Raw genomic sequence first — 18,651 nt, 5'->3', positions numbered from 1 at the left:
GGCAGGACACGTGCGACGACGTGAGGGGCGGCCGCAGTTCAGTCCGCGGGGTCGCGCCGGGGGCGGGCCGCCCGGGACGGCCACGGTTCGGGTGCGGCCGCGCGATCGGCGCGACCGGAGCCCGCGGAACCGGACGCGCCACCGGACCGGGATGCGCCACCGGACCGGGACGTCCCGGCGGAACCGGTGGGGCCGGGGCCATCGCCGTCCCTCCGCCGTCGCCCGCCCCGTGCGGGCACGGCCGACGCGGAGGCCGTCACGACGGGCACGCCGGACCGGGAGACCCGCGGGCCGACCGGCCACACGGGCTCCGGGTCCCGGCCGGGGTCGGTGCCGGGCCGCAGGACCTGCCGGACGACGAGCACGCACAGCGCGACCACCACGGCGTCGCGGACCAGCACGGTCACCAGGAACGGCTCCGGCGGCAGCCCCTTGTTCGCGACGCCGAGGTACTGGAACATCCGCGGCACCCAGACCAGCGCGTCGACGACCATCCACGCCAGCAGCAGCCGCCAGCGGGGCAGGGCGAGCACCGCGAGCGGGACCAGCCACAGCGAGTACTGCGGGCTCCACACCTTGTTGACCAGCAGGAACGCCGAGACCGTCAGGAAGGCCAGCTCGGCGACCGCGGGCGGGCGCGGCGCGCGCAGCGCGAGCCAGGCGATCGCGGCGAACGCCAGCACCATGAGCACCGCGGTGACGGTGTTGAGCACGGTGGGGGACTGCCCGTCGCCGAGCGGGCCGTCGAAGCCGGACCAGCCGGTGAACCAGTACAGCGAGTACCAGATCGAGTCCGGGTCGGCCGGGCGCGTGCGGTTGAGCAGGAAGAACTCGACCCAGCCGCGCGGCCAGGCCAGCGCGACCGGGAGGTTCACCGCCACCCAGGCGAGGACCGCGGCACCGATCGTCCACGCGGCACGCGGGAGGCCGCCGTCGGCGCGGCGTCGCCAGCCGACGAGCAGCACCGGTAGCAGGAGCAGCAGCGGGTAGAGCTTGGCCGCGCCGCCGATCCCGAGCAGCACCCCGGCCCAGACCGGCCGGTCCCGGCGCAGCGCGAGCAGTGCCCCGGTCGCGAGCGCGACGGTGAGCGTGTCGAAGTTGGTGAACGCGTGCACCGCCACCAGCGGGGACAGCGCGACCAACGCGGCGTCCCACGGACGTTCCGGGCGGAGCATCAGCACCGCCCACACCACCACCAGCCAGGCCATGGCCAGCCAGATCGCGGTGACGTCGAAGTAGACGACGACGTCGAGCGCCGTCGGCAGCGGCAGCCGCTCGGCCAGCCACTGCCAGCCGTCGGTCAGCTGCGCATTGAGGTACTGGAACATCCCGGTGACGACCGGGTACTCCATGTACCGGGCGGTGCGGGAGCCGTCGGCGGCGGTCTCGAACCAGGCGTCGCGGTAGGGGACGGCGTCGTCGGCGAGACCTTCCAGCCCGTAGAGCGGGACGGTGTCGGAGTAGCACATCGCGACGTACTGACGGTCGTTGCGCCAGTCCAGCGCGAGCGCACCGTCGGGGGTGCGGTACTGCTGGAGACAGGCCGCCTTGCCCAGCCAGCCCAGCGCCAGCACGACGACGGCGAGCAGCAGCACCACCCGCAGCGGGGTCCACCAGCGCGACCGTCCGACGAGTGCGTGCCGGCCCATCGGGCCTCCGGCGACCCGGCTCGCGGCGCGCGCCAGCGGCTCGGTCCAGGTCGGGATCTCCCGGTCCCGGACGCCCGCCCCCGGCGCGTCGCGGGGGGCGGGTGGTGCGGCTCCGGGCCGGCCGCCTGCGGTCAGTTGTCGCCCCCGCGGCCCGGACGGTCCCGGCCCGCGTCGGAGCCGGGCGGAGAGTCGCTGTTGCCGTCGCTGCCGGGGTCGCCGCTGCTGCCGTCGCCGGACCCGTCACCGGAGCCGTCGCCCGAGGAGTCACCCCGGTCGCCGCGGTTCCCGCGGTCACCCCGGTCGCCGTTGTCGCCGTTGTCGCGGCTGTCGCGGCTGTCGCCGGGCTCCTGGGTGGTGGTCGTCTGCTGGTCGTCGCCCTGCCCGGAGTCGTTCGAGACAGCCCGGGCCGGGGCCTGGCCGATCGGCTCGAAGTCGGAGAACTGCTCCACCGGCGTCCCCTGCAGCACGTCGTTCATGAACGACTGCCAGATCGAGCCGGGCAGCATCCGCCCGTAGACCGGGCGGCCCGCGGAGTTCTTGATCGGGGTGTTGTCGTCGGTGCCGACCCACACCGCGGTGGACACCGACGGGGTGTAGCCGACGGTCCAGGCGTCGTTGTTCTGGCCCTGGACGCTGCTCTGCACGGTGCCGGTCTTCGCGGCGACCGGACGCCCGTCCAGCCCGATCCGCGACGAGCTCGCGACGTCGGTCATGGACTCGGTGACGTTGCGGGCGACCTCGGCCGGCATGACCTGCTGGCCGTTGTCGGTGCTGCCGCGGTCGTAGATGACCCGGCCGTCGCTGGCGGTGACCTTCGCGATCAGGAACGGGTCGCGCTTCATGCCGTCGGCCGCGAACGTGCCGTAGGCGGCGGCCATGTCCTCGGGGTGGACCTCGCGGTCACCCAGCGAGATGCCGCCGGTGGGGTTCGGCAGCAGGTCTGCGGGGATACCGGCCTGGTGCGCGGCGTCGGCGACCCGTTGCGGGCCGACGTCGAGGCCCATCCGGTAGAAGACCGTGTTGATCGACTTGGTCATGGCCTCCTTCACCGAGCACTGGCCGCAGCTGACGCCCTCGGAGTTGGTGACCGTGGTGCCGGCGAGCTCCTGGGGGGAGGAACCGTCGTAGATCGTGCCGAGACCGACCGGCGGGTTCGCCTGCAGCGCCGCCGCGAGCACGAACGGCTTGAACGACGAGCCGGGCTGCTTGAGCACCGAGGCGTAGTCGAGGCCGACACCGTTCTCCCCGCCGAAGTAGGCGATGACCGCCCCGGTCTTCGGGTTCACCGACACCAGCGAGGACCGCAGGTTGCCGGGCTGGCCGTCCATGACCTTCTTGACGGCCGTCGCCGCGTCCTCCTGGGCCTTCGGGTCGATCGTCGTGGTGACCGTCAGACCCTGGGTGTTGATCTCGGTCTCGGAGATCCCGAGCTTCTCCAGCTCGGCGCGGGCCGCGTTGTAGATGTGGCCCTTGTCGTCGCCGGGGATGCCACCACCCTCGGCCGCGGAGGCCTCGCGCCACTGCGGGAACCTCTGCTGCGCCCGGTCGGCCTGCGTCATCCAGCCCTGGGCGACCATGCCGTCGAGCACGAAGTTCCACCGCTGCTGGGACATCTCGAGGTTCTTCGCCGGGTCCCAGCGCGACGGCGACTGGATCAGCCCGGCGATCATCGCGCCCTCGGAGGCGTTCAGGTCCTGGACGTTCTTCCCGAAGTACGCCTGGCTGGCGGCCTGGATGCCGTAGGCGCCGCGACCCAGGTAGATCGCGTTCAGGTAGTTGCCGAGGATCTGCTCCTTGGTCATCTCCTTGGACATCTTCGCGGCCAGCACGACCTCGCGGAACTTGCGGAACAGCGAGTACTGGTCGTTGCCGGTGGTCACCTTGATGTACTGCTGGGTGATCGTCGAGCCGCCGCCGATCCCGCCGGAGAGCTGGTTGATCACCGCCCGCGCGATGCCGGTGATGTCGAAGCCGGGGTTGGAGAAGAACGTGCGGTCCTCGGCGGACAGCACGGCCTGCTGGACCGGCACCGGCACCTGGGACAGGTCGACGCTGGTCCGGTTGACGTTGTCCGGCCGGACGGTCGCCAGCGGGGCGCCGTCGGTGTAGGTGAAGGTCGCCACCTGGGTGACGGCGATGTCGTCGGCCTTGGGGACCGGGAACACCAGCCAGCCGATCGCGAACGCCACGAGCGGGCCGATCACCGCGAACGCGGCGAGCCCGATCACCCAGCGCCGGAGCCGGCGACGACGGCCGGGCTTCTTCCGCCCGTCACCGCCGTCCCCGGGACCGCGACCGTCGGGACGGCCGGGCGGGCCGGGCGGGCGGCCGCCACCGCCGCCACGAGGGGCGGCCGTGGCCGGTGCCGCCGCGGCCGCCGCGGCACCGCGGGCCGACGGACGGCCGGTGCGCTGCGGGGCGGCCGTGCGCGGACCGGCCTGGGCGGGCCGGACGACGGGGTCGAAGTGGCCGATCCCGGAGTCGTCGTGGGTCAGCAGCGGCGGCGGGGACTGGGGGACCGGGCGCGGCGGCGGACCCGCGGGTGCGGGTCGGCCGCCCACCGGTGGACGACCGGGGGGCGGGGGCATCGGGGGACGGGGGCCCACGCCCGGTCGGGGTGCCGGCGGGGGCATCGGGGGACGGGACCGCGGAGGACCGGGGGGCGGGGGCGGCGGCGGGGTGCGCCGGGGGTCACGCTCGTCGTTCACCGGGCGGCTCCGTGGGATGCGGTGGACCGGATCCGCTGCGGCCCGGGCCGGGGGTGCCCGGGGCGGAGGGGATCCGGCAGCGGACCGGCGCGGTGCGCGCGGTCCGGGTGGTCGTGCTCGTCGGGCAGGGCGCCATCGGACTCAGCCACCCGCACTCCGCCGACCGCGGGGGCGGCCGGTGCCGAGGACGAACGAGCGGACCAGGTGGTTCCAGCGGCACTCGGTGCACACCTCGACGACGTGCACGGAGAAGTCGGCGACCTGCGCCGCGAGCTGCTCGAGGTCCGCCGCGGAGCGGGCCGAACCGGAGACGTGGCGCAGGCTCTCGCCGAACACCCACGAGACCTGGGCGAGCTCGTCGTGCCGGCAGACCGGACAGGCCCGACCGGCGGACGTGCCGTGGAAGCGCGCGGCGCGGAGCAGGTAGGCACCTGCATCGCACACCTCCTCACGGCCGACCCGGCCGGCCCGGACGTCGGCCAGCAGAGCACGGCGCTGCAGGGCGTAGTCCACCACCTGTCGCGGGCTGAGCACCCGACCAGGGTACGCGGGACGGACCCGCGGACCCATCGCCGTCCCGCACGGGGCCCTGCGGGCACGACCGTTCCGTGCCTGGTCGGGGTACTCGTCCGGTCCGCGACCGCCTGTGATCACGATCATGGATGGGACGGATCGATGTATCGGACCGATAGGATGACGGGTCGGCGGTCCGCACGGAGGAGGTCGCGATGCTGGACTTCGCGGTCCTCGGCCTGCTCCAGGACGGTCCGCTGCACGGGTACGAGCTGCGCAAGCAGCTCGGCCGCAGGCTCGGTGGCTTCCGCGCGTTCTCCTACGGCTCGTTGTACCCGGCCCTGCGCCGGCTGCTGCGGGCCGGGTCGATCGCCGAGACCACCGACGAGGCGGGTGATCAGTACGGACGAGCTCCGGGACGGCTGCGACGGGGCAGGCGGGTCTACCGCATCACCCCGGCGGGCCGGGACCGGTTCGCGGCCATGCTCGCCGAGGTCGGCCCCCAGGCGTGGGAGGACGGAAGCTTCGACGTGCACCTCGCGTTCTTCGCGCGGACACCGGCGGAGACCAGGATCCGGATCCTGGAGGGCCGCAGACGGGCCGTCGAGGAACGCCGGGACGGTCTGCGCACCGCGCTCGGCAGGCCCTGCGAGGGGGTCGACCGCTACACCCGCGAGCTGCACCGGCTCGGGCTGGAGTGCTCCGAGCGCGAGGTGTGCTGGCTGAACGAGCTGATCGCGACCGAACGGGCCGAGCAGGGCGCCGCGGACGGACGCGACGAGAGGACCTTCCCCGGCGGCGGGCCATCCCGGCCCGCGACCGGCGGGGTACGACAGGACGAGACAACAGGAGGAGCCTGACATGAGCCAGGTTCGGGTGGCGGTCGTCGGCGTGGGCAACTGCGCGGCGTCGCTGGTCCAGGGGGTTCACTACTACGCGGACGCCGATCCGTCGACCCAGGTCCCCGGCCTGATGCACGTCGACTTCGGCGGGTACCACGTCCGGGACGTGACCTTCGTGGCCGCGTTCGACGTCGACGCGAAGAAGGTCGGTCAGGATCTCGCCGACGCGATCTCGGCCAGCGAGAACAACACGGTCAAGATCGCGGACGTGCCGCCGCTCGGGGTGACCGTGCAGCGCGGGCCGACCCTCGACGGTCTCGGCCGCTTCTACCGGGAGACCATCACCGAGGCCGACGGCGAGCCCGTCGACGTCGTGCAGGTGCTGCGCGACACCGGGGCCGACGTGCTGGTGTCCTACCTGCCGGTGGGCAGCGAGGACGCCGACCGGTTCTACGCGCAGGCCGCACTGGATGCGGGCGTCGCGTTCGTCAACGCGCTGCCGGTGTTCATCGCCTCGGACCCGGAGTGGGCGGAGAAGTTCCGCGCCGCCGGCGTCCCGATCGTCGGCGACGACATCAAGTCGCAGGTCGGCGCGACCATCACCCACCGGGTGCTGGCGAAGCTGTTCGAGGACCGCGGCGTGCAGCTGGACCGCACGATGCAGCTCAACGTGGGCGGGAACATGGACTTCCTGAACATGAAGGAGCTCGAGCGACTGGAGTCCAAGAAGGTCTCCAAGACCCAGGCCGTCACCTCGCAGGTGGACCGGGACATGGGCAAGGGCAACGTGCACATCGGCCCGTCGGACTACGTGTCCTGGCTGGACGACCGCAAGTGGGCCTACGTCCGGCTCGAGGGCCGCGCGTTCGGTGACGTCCCGCTGAACCTGGAGTACAAGCTCGAGGTCTGGGACTCCCCGAACTCCGCGGGCATCATCATCGACGCGGTGCGGGCGGCCAAGATCGCGAAGGACCGCGGCATCGGCGGACCGATCCTGTCGGCGTCGAGCTACTTCATGAAGTCGCCGCCGGAGCAGTACCGCGACTCCGAGGCCCGCGACAAGGTCGAGGCGTTCATCCGGGGCGAGATCGACAACTGATCCGTTTCTCGGTACAACGGCCCGGGGACGACCGTGCAGGTCATCCCCGGGCCGTTGCCGTACCCGAGACGTTCCGGAAGACGACATTACCGATCCGGAATGTTCTCGTTATTCGTCGTGAGCGCAGTCATGCAATGAATGTGCCCTGCGTCATTTATTTGAGCGATATCTGTTCGTAATGTGCGGTCCGGCCTTGCGCGACCACCGCCCATCCGGGGTGAGGGGTGCAGGGTCACCGCCGGGCGACGACGCGGGCGGGTCGTGAGTGCCGTCCGGTCCCCACCGGAACTCCCCCTTCGTACCGGCGCCCACGGGTCCCGCCCCGACCGCTCCTCCGGTGGTGCAACATCCCGAGGACCCCACCGTGCCCCAGCGTCATTCCGCTCCGGCGCTCCGCGTCGCCGTCGTGGCCACCACCGCCGCCGCGGCCGCAGTTCTGTCCGTGCTCCCCGCCGCCACCGCGGCCCCCACGGACGCCGCCTCCGCGGCACCCGCCGCGGAGACCGTGACCCGTGACGTCGCCCCGGCCGCGAACGTCCTGCCGGCGCTCGGCCCGAACCCGGCCGCGCTGTCGGTCTCCTCCGCGGCGCAGGCCGCGGCCCCGGCCGCGCAGGCCGCCGCCGCGCGCAGCGGCGCGATGTCGACCGCGATGGCCCAGCTCGGCAAGCCCTACCGCTGGGGCGCCACCGGCCCGAGCGCGTTCGACTGCTCCGGCCTGGTCCACTACGCCTTCTCCAAGGCGGGCAAGGACCTGCCCCGCACCAGCCGGGCCCAGGCCCAGGTGGGCACCCCGGTGTCGAAGTCGAACCTGAAGCCCGGTGACCTGGTCTTCTTCTACAGCCCGGTCAGCCATGTCGGCATCTACATCGGCGGCGGCCAGATCGTGCACGCCTCCACCAGCGGCCAGCCGGTGAAGATCTCCGACATCGACCGGATGCCGTTCAACTCGGCCCGCCGGGTCTGAGAGAAGCGTGCGGAACGAGGCTCAGCTCCGAGCGCGCCCGCTCCCCGGTACGACGACCGGCCCCGTCCTCGCGCAGGACGGGGCCGGTCGTCGTAGGTTCACCGGGTGACCGCTCCCCGCCGCCCGCTCGCCCTGATCACCGGTGCCTCCCAGGGCATCGGCGCCGCCACCGCCCGGCTGCTCGCGCCGCGCTACGACCTGGTCCTGGGCGGCCGGGACGAGAAGCGGCTGGAGGCCCTGGCCAGTGAGCTGACCGAGGCGGGCCCGGTCGCGGTCCGCACCGTGGCGGTGGAGCTCACCGACGACGACGCGCTGGCCACGGCCCTCGACGGCATCGACCGGCTCGACGCGCTGGTCCACTCGGCCGGGGTCGGCGAGCTGGGCACCGTCGCGGAGACCACCGCGCGGACCTGGCGCCACCAGTTCGACGTCAACGTCGTCGCGGTCGCCGAGACGACCCGGCTGCTGCTGCCCGCGCTGCGCGCGGCGGGCGCCGACACCGGCGCCGACGTCGTGCTCGTCAACTCCGGGTCCGGGATCACCGCCCGCGCGGGCTGGGGGTCCTACGCGGCGAGCAAGTTCGCGCTGCGCGCGTTCGGCGACGCCCTGCGCGCCGAGGAGTCCGGCCACGGCATCCGGGTCACCTCCGTGCACCCGGGCCGGGTGGACACGGCGATGCAGGAGCGGGTCGTCGCCCACGAGGGCGGCGAGTACGACGGCTCGCGGTTCCTGCGCCCCGAGTCGGTCGGTGCCGCGATCCTGGCCGCGCTGACCGCGACCCGCGACGCGCACCTCACCGAGATCGTGGTGCGCCCGCAGGGCTGAGGGCCGACTGCTCGCGCAGCTCGTCGAGGGCCGCCAGCAGCGGTGGCGCCGCCGCCGCGGCGTCCCGGACCACCGCCAGGATCGTCCGCACCGGCGTGGGCCGCACGACCGGCACCGCGCAGGTCCCGGCCGGCAGGTCGACGGCGCCGAGCCGGGGGAGCACGGTGACGCCGATCCCGGCGGCGACGAAGGCCAGCGCCGTGCGGTAGTCGTGGGCCTCGACGTGGAACGGCGGGCGGAACCCGGCGGCGGCGCAGGCCTCGACCAGGTTGCGCCGGCACCACCCGCGGGCGAAGTCGTTGTCCACCCACCGCTGCCCGGCCAGCTCCGCCAGGTCGACCTGCTCCGCCCCGGCCAGCGGGTGCCCCTCGGGCACCACCACGACGTAGGGGTCGTCGAGCAGGTGGTGCACCGAGAACCCGGGCCAGGCCTCGAACTCCGGTCGTTCGACGGCGATCTGCAGGTCCGACCGGTCGGCCGGGTCGTCGGGCAGCCACTCACGCAGGGCCAGGTCGAGCCGGACCCCCGGGAAGCCGGTGGTCAGCCTGCGCACCACCCGCGGCATCCAGGCGGACCCGACGGAGGCGAAGTAGGCCACCGAGAGCGACCCGGTGCGCCCCGTGCGCAGGTCCTCGACGAGCACCTGGGCCTCACCGAGCCGGGCGAGCACCGCGTCGGCCTGCTCGGCCAGCAGGAGCCCGGCCGCGGTCGGCCGCAGCCCGCGCCCCACCCGCTCGAACAGCACCAGGCCGGTCTCCCGGGCGAGTGCGGTGACGTGCTGGCTCACCGCCGAGGGCGTGTACCCCAGATTGGCGGCGGCGGACTGCACCGACCCACCGGCCACGACCGACCGGAAGATCATCAGGCGATGAGCGTCGAGCACGCGGACAAACGTACAGCAGAACTGAATCCAGAGGTAGAACATATCGCTGGTGCTGAACCGTGAGCGGTTCGACGATGTCTCCATGACCACCGTGAACCTGGGGCTGCTCGCCCTCACCACCCCCGCCACCCTCGCCGCGCTGTACCGGCTGTTCCGGGAACGACCGCGACGGTTGCCCGTCCGCACCGGCTACGACACCCGCCGGCCCACCCTGTGAGCGCCGCGACCCGGCCGGGACTGCTGCCGCTCGCCGCCGCGGCCACCACCGTCGTGCTCTGGGCCTCGGCCTTCGTGGGCATCCGCGCCGTCGGCCACGACCTGTCGCCGGGCGCGCTGGCCCTGGGACGGATGCTGGTCGGGGCCCTGACCCTGACCGCGATCCTGACCGTGGTCCGCGCCCGCAGACCCAGACCCGGCCCACCCCTGCCCCGCGGACGGTTGCTGGCGGCGGTCGTGATCTGGGGCGCGGCCTGGTTCGGCGTCTACAACCTCGCGCTGAACGCGGCCGAGCGGCACCTCGACGCGGGCACGACCGCGTTGCTGGTGAACGTGGCACCGGTGGTCGTCGCCGTGCTCGCCGGGCTGCTGCTCGGCGAGGGCTTCCCGGCACGGCTGCTGGCCGGGATGGCCGTCGCGTTCGCCGGGGTGGTGCTCATCGCGGCGGCGTCGTCGGCCGGGGGCGCCGACCTGTCCGGGGTGCTGCTGGGGCTGCTCGCCGCACTGGTCTACGCGGGCGCGGCCGTGGCGCAGAAGCGGCTGCTGCCCCGGGTCGACGCCCTGACGATGACCTGGACGGGCGCCGTCGCCGGGGCCGTCTCGCTGCTGCCGTTCCTGCCGTCGCTGGTCGCCGCGCTCGCCACCGCGCCGCCGACGGCCGTCGCCGGCGTCGTCTACCTGGGGGTGTTCCCAACCGGAGTCGCGTTCCTGACCTGGGGATACGCCCTGACCCGCACGACCGCGGGGCGGCTGGCCGCCACCACGTACGCGATCCCGCCGGTGGTGGTCGGACTGTCCTGGGCACTGCTCGGGGAGGTGCCCGCACCGGCCGCGCTCGCCGGCGGTCTGCTGTGCCTGGTCGGCGTCGCGGTCGCCACCCGTTCGGCTCCGCCCCGGGGGCGGGGATCGTCCGAACGACAGACCCCCGTGTCCCTCCCCGTCACTACGCTCGACGGGCATGGGGGAGTCCAGGGACGACGAGCGGTCCGTGATGCGGGTGTCGGACGCCGACCGCAGCGAGACCGCGGAACGGCTGAAGCTGGCGCACGACGAGGGCCGGCTGTCACTGATCGAGTACGACGAGCGGTTGCAGCAGGCCTACGCGGCGACCGTCCGCGCGGACCTCGACCGGCTGGTCACCGACCTGCCCGCGGTGGAACGCACGACGTTGCCGTCGGTGCGTGCCGAGACGGCGCAGGTGGAGAAGGCCGAGGCGAGGCGTGAGCACCTCACCGAGTGGCGCTCGTGGGCCGGCACCTCGGTCATCCTGACCGGCATCTGGGTGGTCACCGCGTTCGCCTCGTCCTCCGACGGGGAGGGACTCCCGTTCTTCTGGCCGATCTTCCCGATCGGGATCTGGGGGGCGGTCCTGGTCGCGCACTTCTTCTTCGGCTCCGGGGAGAAGGACGACGACTGAGGGTCCCGCGGCGGCTGCCACGCGCACCGGACCGGGCATAGAGTCGCCCCGTGCTCGACCCCGCCCGCCTCGACCTGTCCGCACTGGCGGACGCGCTCGAGGACCGCACGCCGGAGGTCACCTGGTACCTCGACCCGGCCGACGCCGAGGTGCACGGCGTGTCCGGCGACGACCGGCCCGGTCCGGACTGGGTGGAGATCCGGCCGGTGACCAGCCGGGAGTCCTACCGGGACATGTCCGACTTCACCGCGGGCGTGCAGCACCGGCGGGCCGCGGCGCTGCTGGACCGCGCGATCGACGGCCGGGGTGCGTTCCGCCGGTTCAAGAACACGCTGTTCGAGTTCCCCGAGGTCCGCGACCAGTGGTACCGCTTCCGCGACGCCCGTTCCCGCCGGCGCGCGGCGGACTGGCTGGTCGCGGCCGGCCTGATCGGTGCCGACGACGGCGAGCGGCTCAGGGCCCGCCACCCCGACCCGGACCCGTCCAACGACGACGTGCCCGCCGCCGTCGCCGACGACCTGGGCCTGCTCTACGGCCCCCGGCTGCGTCAGGTGCTGCTGTTCGGGTCCTGGGCGAGCGGGGAGGGCTCGGTCGAGTCCGCGATCGACCTGCTCGTGGTCCTCGACGACGACGGGTTCCCGATCCTGCCCTGGGAGGAGGTCCGCGCGATGGACGACGTGCTGTGGCAGCACACCCGGCGGACCGGGCTGACGATCAGCGTGCTGCCGGTCGGCCAGGGCGAGCTCGTCCGCGCCGCCGACCCGACGGTCGTGCGTGCCCGCGCCGAGGCGGTGCGGATCCGGTGACCCGGCGGGTGCACGGCGGGATCGCGCGGGCCCGGGTCGAGCTGGGCGGGGCCCGGGTGCTGGCCGAGAACGGCTTCGGCGACGCCGCGGTCTCCCGCGCGTTCCATGCCGCGTTCCGGGCCGCCGAGACCGCGCTGCTGGTGCTGGGGGAGACCCGCGCCGAGCACTCCGAGGTCGTCAGCGCGTTCGTGCGCCGGGTGGTGCGGGAACGGTCGCTGGACCCGCGGGCCGGGCGGCTGCTGCGGTCGCTCTACAACCGGCGGGCACTGGCCGACCACTCGGACGTGACCGCCCCGGCGGCGGAGGCGCGCGCGGCCCTCGACGACGCCGCGTTCGTGCTCGACGCCGTGGAGGCCTGGCTCGCCGAGCCGGCCCTGTCCCGGCCGCCGGACCCGGGGACCGGGGCGACCCGGCGGCCGGAGAAGCCGGTCCGGCGCGGAACCCGCGCCTGACCGGCCGCCGTCTCAGCGGAACTGCGGCGGGACCCCGTACGGCCCGGCCTGCGCCGCGACGAACTGCGCGGGAGCACGCTCGGCGCGCTTCGGGTCGTCGCCCCAGGCGTTCGGACGGTGCTCGCCGTCGGACGCCAGCCACACGATCAGCAGCACCACCCCGACCAGCGGGACGAAGCCGATGAAGTACCACCACCCGCTGCGCCCGGTGTCGTGCAGCCGTCGCACCAGGACCGCGATCGCGGGCACGAGGTGGACGAGTGCGACCACGGTCGCCAGCACCGGCGCGCCGAGCAGCTGCGTCGTCCCCAGGACCGCGTCCAGGATTCCGGCCACCAGGTAGATCCCCAGGTAGACCAGGACGAACATCCAGTACTCGGCCCGCCGGGCGCGCCCCCGGAAGTCGGAGAACCCGCGCATCGCCTGCAGGTAGTACGTCATGACGTGGCCCCTCTCGCCGTGCGACCACGGGCTGGTCGCTCGGACAAGGGGATGCCGCCCGGGGGGCGGCCGTTACAGCACGCGGGTCAGAAGAAGTCCCCGCCGAAGTCGGAGTCGTTGTCGAACAGGCCCCCGCCGTCGAAGCCGCCCTGGTCGGCGCCGTCGAAGCCGCCGTCGGAGCCCGGGTCGTCGAGGGCGGCGCCGTCGGCGAACCCGTCGGCGTAGGCGGCCTGGTCGGCGCCGGCCATCCCGCTGAACAGCGAGGTGAACAGCAGCGCCGAACCGACGCCCCAGGCCCCGGCGACGAGTGCCGGCTTCCACCACGGCTCGGAGTACCAGCCGCGCGGCACCGGACGCCCGGCGACGGTCCCGCCGGGGTAGTAATGGCTGTTCCGGTCGGTCGGCTGCGGCGAGGCGCCCAGGCGGCGGCCCTCCACCTCGACCTCGCGGTCCTCGGTGACCTCACCGGCGCGGGACTGGCCCGGCAGCGGCGGCAGCTCCGGCCCGGGGTCCATGCCCATCGCCGTGCGTGCGGCGCGGACGTAGTAGAGACCCTCGTAGGCGGTCTCGGTGACCTGCCGGCACTGCGCGGCCGTGCGCGCCTGCTCCATCTGCGAGCCCGCGGCGGTGTAGCGCTCGGCCGCGTCGGCCAGCGCCTGACGGCTCGGGTCGTCGGTCCCGGTCAGGGCCAGGACCTGGCCGCCGAGGCGCTCCACCCAGCGCCGGGACTCGGCCTGGGCGTCGGCCAGAGCGGTGGCGGAGTCCGCGTTGTGCCGCCGTACGAGCCAGACGACGGCCGCGACGACGGCCAGGACGACGATCAGGGTCAGGACTGCACTCATGACGGACCTCCTGCCCGCTCAACGGGCAGGAGGTCGCCTGCGTTCCCTAGCGGACGACGTTGACCAGGCGCCCCGGCACGACGATGACCTTCTTCGGCTCGGCGCCGTCCAGCGCGGCGACGACCTTCTCGTCGGCCAGCGCGGCCGCCCGGATGTCGTCCTGGGCGGCGTCGGCGGCGACGGTGACCCGCGAGCGGACCTTGCCGTTGACCTGGATCGGGTACTCGACGGTGTCCGCCACCAGGTAGCGCTCGTCGGCGACCGGGAACGGCGCGTAGGTCAGCGTGTCCTCGTGACCCAGCTTCTGCCACAGCTCCTCGGCGATGTGCGGGGCCAGTGGCGCCAGCATCAGCACCAGCGCCTCCGCGACCTCGCGCTCCACCGGCGCCCCGCGCTTGGTCAGCGCGTTGTTCAGCTCGATCAGCTTCGCGGCGGCGGTGTTGTAGTGCAGCGCCGGGAAGTCCTCACGGACACCGGCGATCGCCTTGTGCAGCGACCGCAGGATCTCCTCCGACGGCGCGTCCTCGACGACGGTCACCGCTCCGGTGCCCTCGTCGACCAGGTTGCGCCACACCCGCTGCAGGAACCGCTGCGGGCCGACGACGTCCCGCGTCGACCACGGACGCGAGGCGTCCATCGGGCCGGTGTACATCTCGTACAGCCGGAAGGTGTCGGCGCCGTAGCGGTCGCACATGTCGTCGGGCGTCACGACGTTCTTCAGCGACTTGCCCATCTTCCCGTACTCCCGGGTGACGGGCTGCCCGTTCCACGTGAAACCGGCGCTCGTGCCGTCCTCGCCGACGACCTCGACGACCTCCTCCGCGGGCACGTAGGTCCCGCGGGCGTCGGTGTAGGCCCAGGCCTGGATGTAGCCCTGGTTGAACAGCTTCCGGAACGGCTCCTCGCTGCTCACGTGGCCCAGGTCGAACAGGACCTTGTGCCAGAACCGCGAGTACAGCAGGTGCAGCACGGCGTGCTCGACGCCGCCGACGTACAGGTCCACGCCGCCCGGGTCGGCGACCGACCGGGCCGCGTCCTTGCCGATCCAGTACTTCTCGGCCTCGGCGGAGACGAACCGCTCGGTGTTCTCCGGGTCCAGGTAGCGCAGGTAGTACCAGCACGACCCGGCCCACTGCGGCATCGTGTTCGTCTCGCGGCGGTACTGCTTCGGGCCGTCACCCAGGTCCAGCTCGACGGCCACCCACTCGTGCGCCCGGGACAGCGGCGGCTCCGGCTCGGAGTTCGCATCGTCCGGGGCGTAGGTCTTGGGCGAGTAGTCGTCGACGTCGGGCAGGACGACGGGCAGCTGGTCCTCGGGCAGCGCGATCGGGCCGTGCTCGTCCCAGACGACCGGGAACGGCTCGCCCCAGTAGCGCTGCCGGGAGAACAGCCAGTCGCGCAGCTTGTACTGCACGACGCCCTCGCCGGCGCCCTTCGCGGCCAGCCAGTCGATGATCGTGCGCTTGGCCTCGTCGACGCCCAGCCCGTCCAGGCTGATCTCGTCGTTCGCGGAGTTGATGGTCGGGCCGTCGCCGGTGTAAGCGCCGCCGTCCCAGTCCGGCGGCGGCTGCACCGTGCGCACGTGCGGCAGCCCGAACGCGGCCGCGAAGTCCCAGTCCCGGGTGTCCTCGGCGGGCACCGCCATGATCGCGCCGGTGCCGTACCCCATCAGCACGTAGTCGGCGACGAACACCGGGACGGCCGCGCCGTTCACCGGGTTGGTGGCGTACGCGCCGGTGAACACACCGGTCTTGTCCTTGTTCTCCTGGCGGTCCAGCTCGGACTTCCGCGCGGCCTCGGCGCGGTACGCCGCGACGGCCTCGGCGGGCGTCGCGGCGCCACCGGTCCAGCGCGGGTCGGTGCCGTCGGGCCACTGCCCGGGGACCAGAGAGGAGACCAGCGGGTGCTCGGGCGCCAGCACCATGTAGGTGGCGCCGAACAGGGTGTCCGGGCGGGTCGTGAAGACCTCGATCGCGTCGGCGCCGGACTGCACCGGGAACCGGACCCGGGCGCCCTCGGAGCGGCCGATCCAGTTGCGCTGCATCGCCTTGACCGACTCCGGCCAGTCGACCCGGTCCAGGTCGTCGGCCAGCCGGTCGGCGTACGCGGTGATCCGCATCATCCACTGCTTGAGGTTGCGGCGGAAGACGGGGAAGTTGCCGCGCTCGGAGCGGCCGTCCGGGGTGACCTCCTCGTTCGCCAGCACGGTGCCCAGGCCGGGGCACCAGTTCACCGGCGCCTCGGAGATGTAGGCCAGCCGGTACCCGTCGACGGCGGCGCGCCGGTCGGCCTCGGACAGCTCGGCCCAGGGGCGGCCGTCGGGGGTCGGACGGGTGCCGGCCTCGAACTCGGCGCGCAGCCCGGAGATCGGACGGGCGCGGTCGGCGTCGGTGTCGTACCAGGACTCGAAGATCTCCCGGAAGATCCACTGGGTCCAGCGATAGAACGCGATGTCGGTGGTGGACACCGAGCGACGCGGGTCGTGGCCCAGGCCCAGCTGGCGCAGCTGCTGCCGGTAGCGGGCGATGTTGGCCTCGGTCGTCGTCCGCGGGTGCGTCCCGGTCTGGACGGCGTACTGCTCGGCGGGCAGCCCGAAGGCGTCGAAGCCCATCGGGTGCAGCACGTTGTGGCCGTTCATCCGCAGGTAGCGGCCCAGCACGTCGGTGCCGATGAAGCCCAGCGGGTGCCCGACGTGCAGCCCCGCCCCGGAGGGGTAGGGGAACATGTCCATCAGGTAGACCTTCGGCTTCTCCGAGCCGGGCTGACCCGGGTCGGGGGCGTGGAAGGTCTGCTCGGTCTCCCAGAAGTCCTGCCACTTCCGCTCGATCCGGGCGGCCATCTCGGCGTCGTAGCGGTACGCCGGTCGGTCCGCGCGCTGCTCGGACGCGGTCGTGGTCTCGGTGCTCATGTCCGTCTCACCTCGGGGATGCCTGTCGTGACGGCCCGACTCGGGGCCCGGAACACGTCGCGGCCCCTCGTGCGCATCACGCAGGAGGGGCCGTCGCGGCGCCGTGTTGTGGCTACGACGCCGCGCCGGGAAGTCGGCGGGCCGTGCACATGTGACCAGGGTAGCCGGGGCGGGCGTCCCCGTTCCCGCGGGTTCTACCCTGGTCACGTGCCCACGACGCTCCGCCTGCTCCTCGCCGCCCTGCTCCTGCTGGCCGGGGTGGTCCTGGTCGTCCTCGCCGTGCTGGGGGCGACCGGCCGGCTGCCGCGCAACCGCTTCGTCGGCGTCCGCACCGCGGACAGCCTGCGGACCGCCGACGCGTTCGCGATCGCCAACCGGGTGGCCGCGCCGCCGGTCGGCGCCGCGGGGGCGATCGCCCTGGTCGGCGGGACGGTGCTGCTGGTCCTGGACCGGACCGGCGCCGCCCCGTGGGTGCTGGGTGCGATCGCGCTGGTCGGGACGGTCGTGCTCGCCGGTCTCGGGGGCGCGGTCGGGGCGCGGGCCGCGGCGGCGGCGATCGCCGCGCAGGCCGCAGCCCCGAGCTGCGGCGGGGTCTGCGCCGGCTGCGACCTGGTCGCGGGCTGCCGCGACGCGACCGGCACCGAGCCGGGCTCGGAGCCCGGGGCCCGCACCGGGCTCACCCGCGAGGCCTGACCTGCGGGGCCGGTCCGCGGGCCCGGCCGGCGGGGCCTGATCCGCGGGCCCCGGCCCCGGGCTACCAGCCGCGGGAGCCCGGCCCGCCCTTGAACGGGCCGACGACCTCATCGGTGACCCAGCCGCCGTAGAACCCGCCGGGCTGCGGGCGGACCGTCTCCCCGTCCAGGGTGATCCGCTCGAACGGCGCCACGTAGACCGCGACCCGGTCGGTCAGCTCCGGGTAGCGCGCGTCCGGCCGCGGGTACCACCAGGCGACGTCGGTCAGCGGCGGCACGCCGGGGACGCGCACGTCGCAGTAGTGGGCGACGCCCTTCCACTCGCAGAACGTGCGGTGCTCACCGGGCACCAGCACGCCGTCGGTGAAGGCGGTGCGGGGCAGGTACCAGGTCGGCGGGTGGCTGGTCTCCAGCACCCGGACCAGGTCGTCCGACGCGGCGACGAGCGTCCCGCCGTGCCACAGCTCCGCGCGGCGGGGCACCCGCTCCGCCCGGGGCGGGCGCGGGTAGTCCCACACCGACTCCTGCCCGGGGCCGACGGGATCGGGCCGGGGACGACGGTCGAACAGCACGACCCCCACGGTAGGCCGGTCAGCGGCCCCCGGCACGGTCGCGGCGGACCCGCGCTGCGCGGCACCGGCCGCGGCGTCCCGACCGGGGGTGGGTCCACCACAGGCCACACACCGCCCGCGGGGATTCAGTTCCAGGCGGGATCACGCGGGAACGTGGCGAGCAGCGCCAGCGGGACGCCCTGGCGGCGCAGCACCCGTTCCCATAGCTGGTCGTAGACGGTGGTCAGCAGGTCGTCGGGCAGGCCGGGGACGACGTACCAGTCACCCCGGGCGATCTCGCCGCCCAGCTGGCCCGCGTCCCAGCCGGAGTACCCGGCGAAGATCCGCAGGCCGCGCAGCCGCTGCGCGAGCGGCGCCGGGTCGGAGTCGAGGTCGACCAGCTGCACCGGTGGCCGGACCGGCATCAGCCCGCCGAGCCCGCGACCGGTCTCCCCGGTCCGCAGGGCGGCCAGGCAGAGCGCGGTGCGCGCCTCGACCGGACCACCGACGAACATGGTCCCGGGATCACTGGTGAGCCCGGCCCAGCGCGGGAGCACGTCCCGTACGGCCGCCTGGCCCGGCCGGTTGAGCACGACCCCGAGGCTGCCCTGCGGACGGTGCTCGATCATGTAGACGACCGTCCGCGAGAAGTTCGGGTCGCCCAGACCGGGGGCGGCGACGAGCAGACTCCCCGGTGTGACCGGGGGAAGAGCGGCGCCTCGCGTGGCGCGGTGTTCCCGCACGGGTCCATGTTCGCACCTCCGGCGCGGACGCGATGCCGCCACCCGTTCGCCGCATCGTCGTACACCGGACATGATCGTCCATACGTTCGTACAATACGAA

The 18,651-nt window shown here is 73.8% G+C and carries 18 protein-coding genes and 2 pseudogenes; 11 read left to right on the top strand and 9 right to left on the bottom strand.

Translation table 11 applies throughout. The features are described 5' to 3' along the window. Window positions 1–38 precede the first annotated feature (38 nt). The 3 genes from ND486_RS07185 to ND486_RS07175 all read right to left on the bottom strand — a co-directional run bounded on the left by ND486_RS07185 (window position 39) and on the right by ND486_RS07175 (window position 4,891). The gene (locus ND486_RS07185; RefSeq protein ID WP_308215820.1) at window positions 39–1,649 is read right to left on the bottom strand and encodes a glycosyltransferase 87 family protein; all 1,611 of its coding nucleotides are present in this window, start codon (window positions 1,647–1,649) and stop codon (window positions 39–41) included. A 131-nt stretch (window positions 1,650–1,780) separates the two neighbouring features. Further along, the gene (locus tag ND486_RS07180; RefSeq protein WP_251783326.1) at window positions 1,781–4,210 is read right to left on the bottom strand and encodes a transglycosylase domain-containing protein; all 2,430 of its coding nucleotides are present in this window, start codon (window positions 4,208–4,210) and stop codon (window positions 1,781–1,783) included. Between the two features lie 288 nt (window positions 4,211–4,498). Then, window positions 4,499–4,891, bottom strand: coding sequence for a DUF5318 family protein (locus tag ND486_RS07175; protein ID WP_251783325.1), 393 nt, complete (start codon window positions 4,889–4,891; stop codon window positions 4,499–4,501). A gap of 194 nt (window positions 4,892–5,085) precedes the next feature. On the opposite strand from ND486_RS07175, the gene ND486_RS07170 reads away from it, so the two are divergent. The 4 genes from ND486_RS07170 (at window position 5,086) to ND486_RS07155 (ending at window position 8,600) form a co-directional block, all read left to right on the top strand. Next, window positions 5,086–5,730: a PadR family transcriptional regulator gene (locus tag ND486_RS07170; protein WP_251783324.1), complete on the top strand. Its 645-nt coding sequence runs from the start codon at window positions 5,086–5,088 to the stop codon at window positions 5,728–5,730. Between the two features lies 1 nt (window position 5,731). After that, window positions 5,732–6,811 carry an inositol-3-phosphate synthase gene (locus ND486_RS07165; RefSeq protein ID WP_251783323.1) on the top strand — a complete coding sequence of 360 codons (1,080 nt, stop codon included), beginning with the start codon at window positions 5,732–5,734 and terminating at the stop codon, window positions 6,809–6,811. A 364-nt stretch (window positions 6,812–7,175) separates the two neighbouring features. After that, window positions 7,176–7,775 carry a C40 family peptidase gene (locus ND486_RS29635; RefSeq protein ID WP_251783322.1) on the top strand — a complete coding sequence of 200 codons (600 nt, stop codon included), beginning with the start codon at window positions 7,176–7,178 and terminating at the stop codon, window positions 7,773–7,775. A gap of 105 nt (window positions 7,776–7,880) precedes the next feature. Then, complete coding sequence (locus ND486_RS07155) at window positions 7,881–8,600, top strand: SDR family oxidoreductase (RefSeq protein WP_251783321.1); 720 nt, start codon at window positions 7,881–7,883, stop codon at window positions 8,598–8,600. Here ND486_RS07155 and ND486_RS07150 read toward each other — a convergent pair. Further along, on the bottom strand, window positions 8,569–9,483 hold the full coding sequence (locus ND486_RS07150; protein WP_251783320.1) for a LysR family transcriptional regulator: 915 nt from the start codon (window positions 9,481–9,483) through the stop codon (window positions 8,569–8,571). The two genes, ND486_RS07155 and ND486_RS07150, sit on opposite strands and share 32 nt — an antisense overlap. An 82-nt stretch (window positions 9,484–9,565) precedes the next feature. On the opposite strand from ND486_RS07150, the gene ND486_RS28925 reads away from it, so the two are divergent. From ND486_RS28925 to ND486_RS07125, 6 genes and pseudogenes are all read left to right on the top strand, one after another. Continuing rightward, complete coding sequence (locus ND486_RS28925; protein ID WP_255497419.1) at window positions 9,566–9,700, top strand: hypothetical protein; 135 nt, start codon at window positions 9,566–9,568, stop codon at window positions 9,698–9,700. Beyond that, window positions 9,697–10,563 (top strand): annotated as a pseudogene (locus ND486_RS07145) (DMT family transporter); the annotation flags it as partial. The gene ND486_RS28925 and the pseudogene ND486_RS07145, both read left to right, overlap by 4 nt. A 94-nt stretch (window positions 10,564–10,657) precedes the next feature. Next, window positions 10,658–10,789: pseudogene (locus ND486_RS29630) on the top strand (DUF1707 domain-containing protein); the annotation flags it as partial. Between the two features lie 87 nt (window positions 10,790–10,876). After that, entirely contained in the window at window positions 10,877–11,116 is a 240-nt protein-coding gene (locus ND486_RS29625) for a hypothetical protein (protein ID WP_174525533.1), read from the top strand. Between the two features lie 50 nt (window positions 11,117–11,166). Beyond that, window positions 11,167–11,922: a UPF0158 family protein gene (locus ND486_RS07130; RefSeq protein WP_062398985.1), complete on the top strand. Its 756-nt coding sequence runs from the start codon at window positions 11,167–11,169 to the stop codon at window positions 11,920–11,922. Next, entirely contained in the window at window positions 11,919–12,374 is a 456-nt protein-coding gene (locus ND486_RS07125) for a HEPN domain-containing protein (protein WP_251783319.1), read from the top strand. Before ND486_RS07130 ends, ND486_RS07125 begins: the two co-directional genes overlap by 4 nt. 12 nt (window positions 12,375–12,386) lie before the next feature. On the opposite strand, the gene ND486_RS07120 is transcribed toward ND486_RS07125, so the two are convergent. The 3 genes from ND486_RS07120 to leuS all read right to left on the bottom strand — a co-directional run bounded on the left by ND486_RS07120 (window position 12,387) and on the right by leuS (window position 16,565). Beyond that, complete coding sequence (locus tag ND486_RS07120; protein WP_251783318.1) at window positions 12,387–12,815, bottom strand: DUF805 domain-containing protein; 429 nt, start codon at window positions 12,813–12,815, stop codon at window positions 12,387–12,389. Window positions 12,816–12,901: 86 nt separating this feature from the next. After that, window positions 12,902–13,657 (bottom strand): hypothetical protein, encoded by a 756-nt coding sequence (locus tag ND486_RS07115; protein ID WP_251783317.1) that lies wholly within the window; start codon window positions 13,655–13,657, stop codon window positions 12,902–12,904. A 46-nt stretch (window positions 13,658–13,703) separates the two neighbouring features. Further along, on the bottom strand, window positions 13,704–16,565 hold the full coding sequence (gene leuS / locus ND486_RS07110; RefSeq protein ID WP_285898323.1) for a leucine--tRNA ligase: 2,862 nt from the start codon (window positions 16,563–16,565) through the stop codon (window positions 13,704–13,706). Between the two features lie 207 nt (window positions 16,566–16,772). Between leuS and ND486_RS07105 the strand changes: the two genes are divergently transcribed. After that, on the top strand, window positions 16,773–17,258 hold the full coding sequence (locus tag ND486_RS07105; protein ID WP_062398996.1) for an SdpI family protein: 486 nt from the start codon (window positions 16,773–16,775) through the stop codon (window positions 17,256–17,258). 61 nt (window positions 17,259–17,319) lie between these two features. On the opposite strand, the gene ND486_RS07100 is transcribed toward ND486_RS07105, so the two are convergent. Together ND486_RS07100 and ND486_RS07095 are read right to left on the bottom strand one after the other, a co-directional pair. Continuing rightward, on the bottom strand, window positions 17,320–17,829 hold the full coding sequence (locus tag ND486_RS07100; protein ID WP_251783316.1) for a DUF427 domain-containing protein: 510 nt from the start codon (window positions 17,827–17,829) through the stop codon (window positions 17,320–17,322). A gap of 125 nt (window positions 17,830–17,954) precedes the next feature. Beyond that, window positions 17,955–18,551 carry a YqgE/AlgH family protein gene (locus ND486_RS07095; protein ID WP_073573695.1) on the bottom strand — a complete coding sequence of 199 codons (597 nt, stop codon included), beginning with the start codon at window positions 18,549–18,551 and terminating at the stop codon, window positions 17,955–17,957. Window positions 18,552–18,651: the final 100 nt, after the last annotated feature.

The organism is Pseudonocardia sp. DR1-2 (assembly GCF_023717215.1).
GTDB classification, from domain to species: domain Bacteria; phylum Actinomycetota; class Actinomycetes; order Mycobacteriales; family Pseudonocardiaceae; genus Pseudonocardia; species Pseudonocardia alni.
This window is presented reverse-complemented; position numbering and strand designations above follow the sequence as displayed.

Coding starts and splice junctions, on each gene's coding strand:
- ND486_RS07185 (WP_308215820.1), bottom strand. CDS start 1,649: ATGGGCCGGCACGCACTCGTCGGACGGTCGCGCTGGTGGACCCCGCTG.
- ND486_RS07170 (WP_251783324.1), top strand. CDS start 5,086: ATGCTGGACTTCGCGGTCCTCGGCCTGCTCCAGGACGGTCCGCTGCAC.
- ND486_RS07165 (WP_251783323.1), top strand. CDS start 5,732: ATGAGCCAGGTTCGGGTGGCGGTCGTCGGCGTGGGCAACTGCGCGGCG.
- ND486_RS28925 (WP_255497419.1), top strand. CDS start 9,566: ATGACCACCGTGAACCTGGGGCTGCTCGCCCTCACCACCCCCGCCACC.
- ND486_RS07120 (WP_251783318.1), bottom strand. CDS start 12,815: ATGACGTACTACCTGCAGGCGATGCGCGGGTTCTCCGACTTCCGGGGG.
- ND486_RS07115 (WP_251783317.1), bottom strand. CDS start 13,657: ATGAGTGCAGTCCTGACCCTGATCGTCGTCCTGGCCGTCGTCGCGGCC.
- leuS (WP_285898323.1), bottom strand. CDS start 16,565: ATGAGCACCGAGACCACGACCGCGTCCGAGCAGCGCGCGGACCGACCG.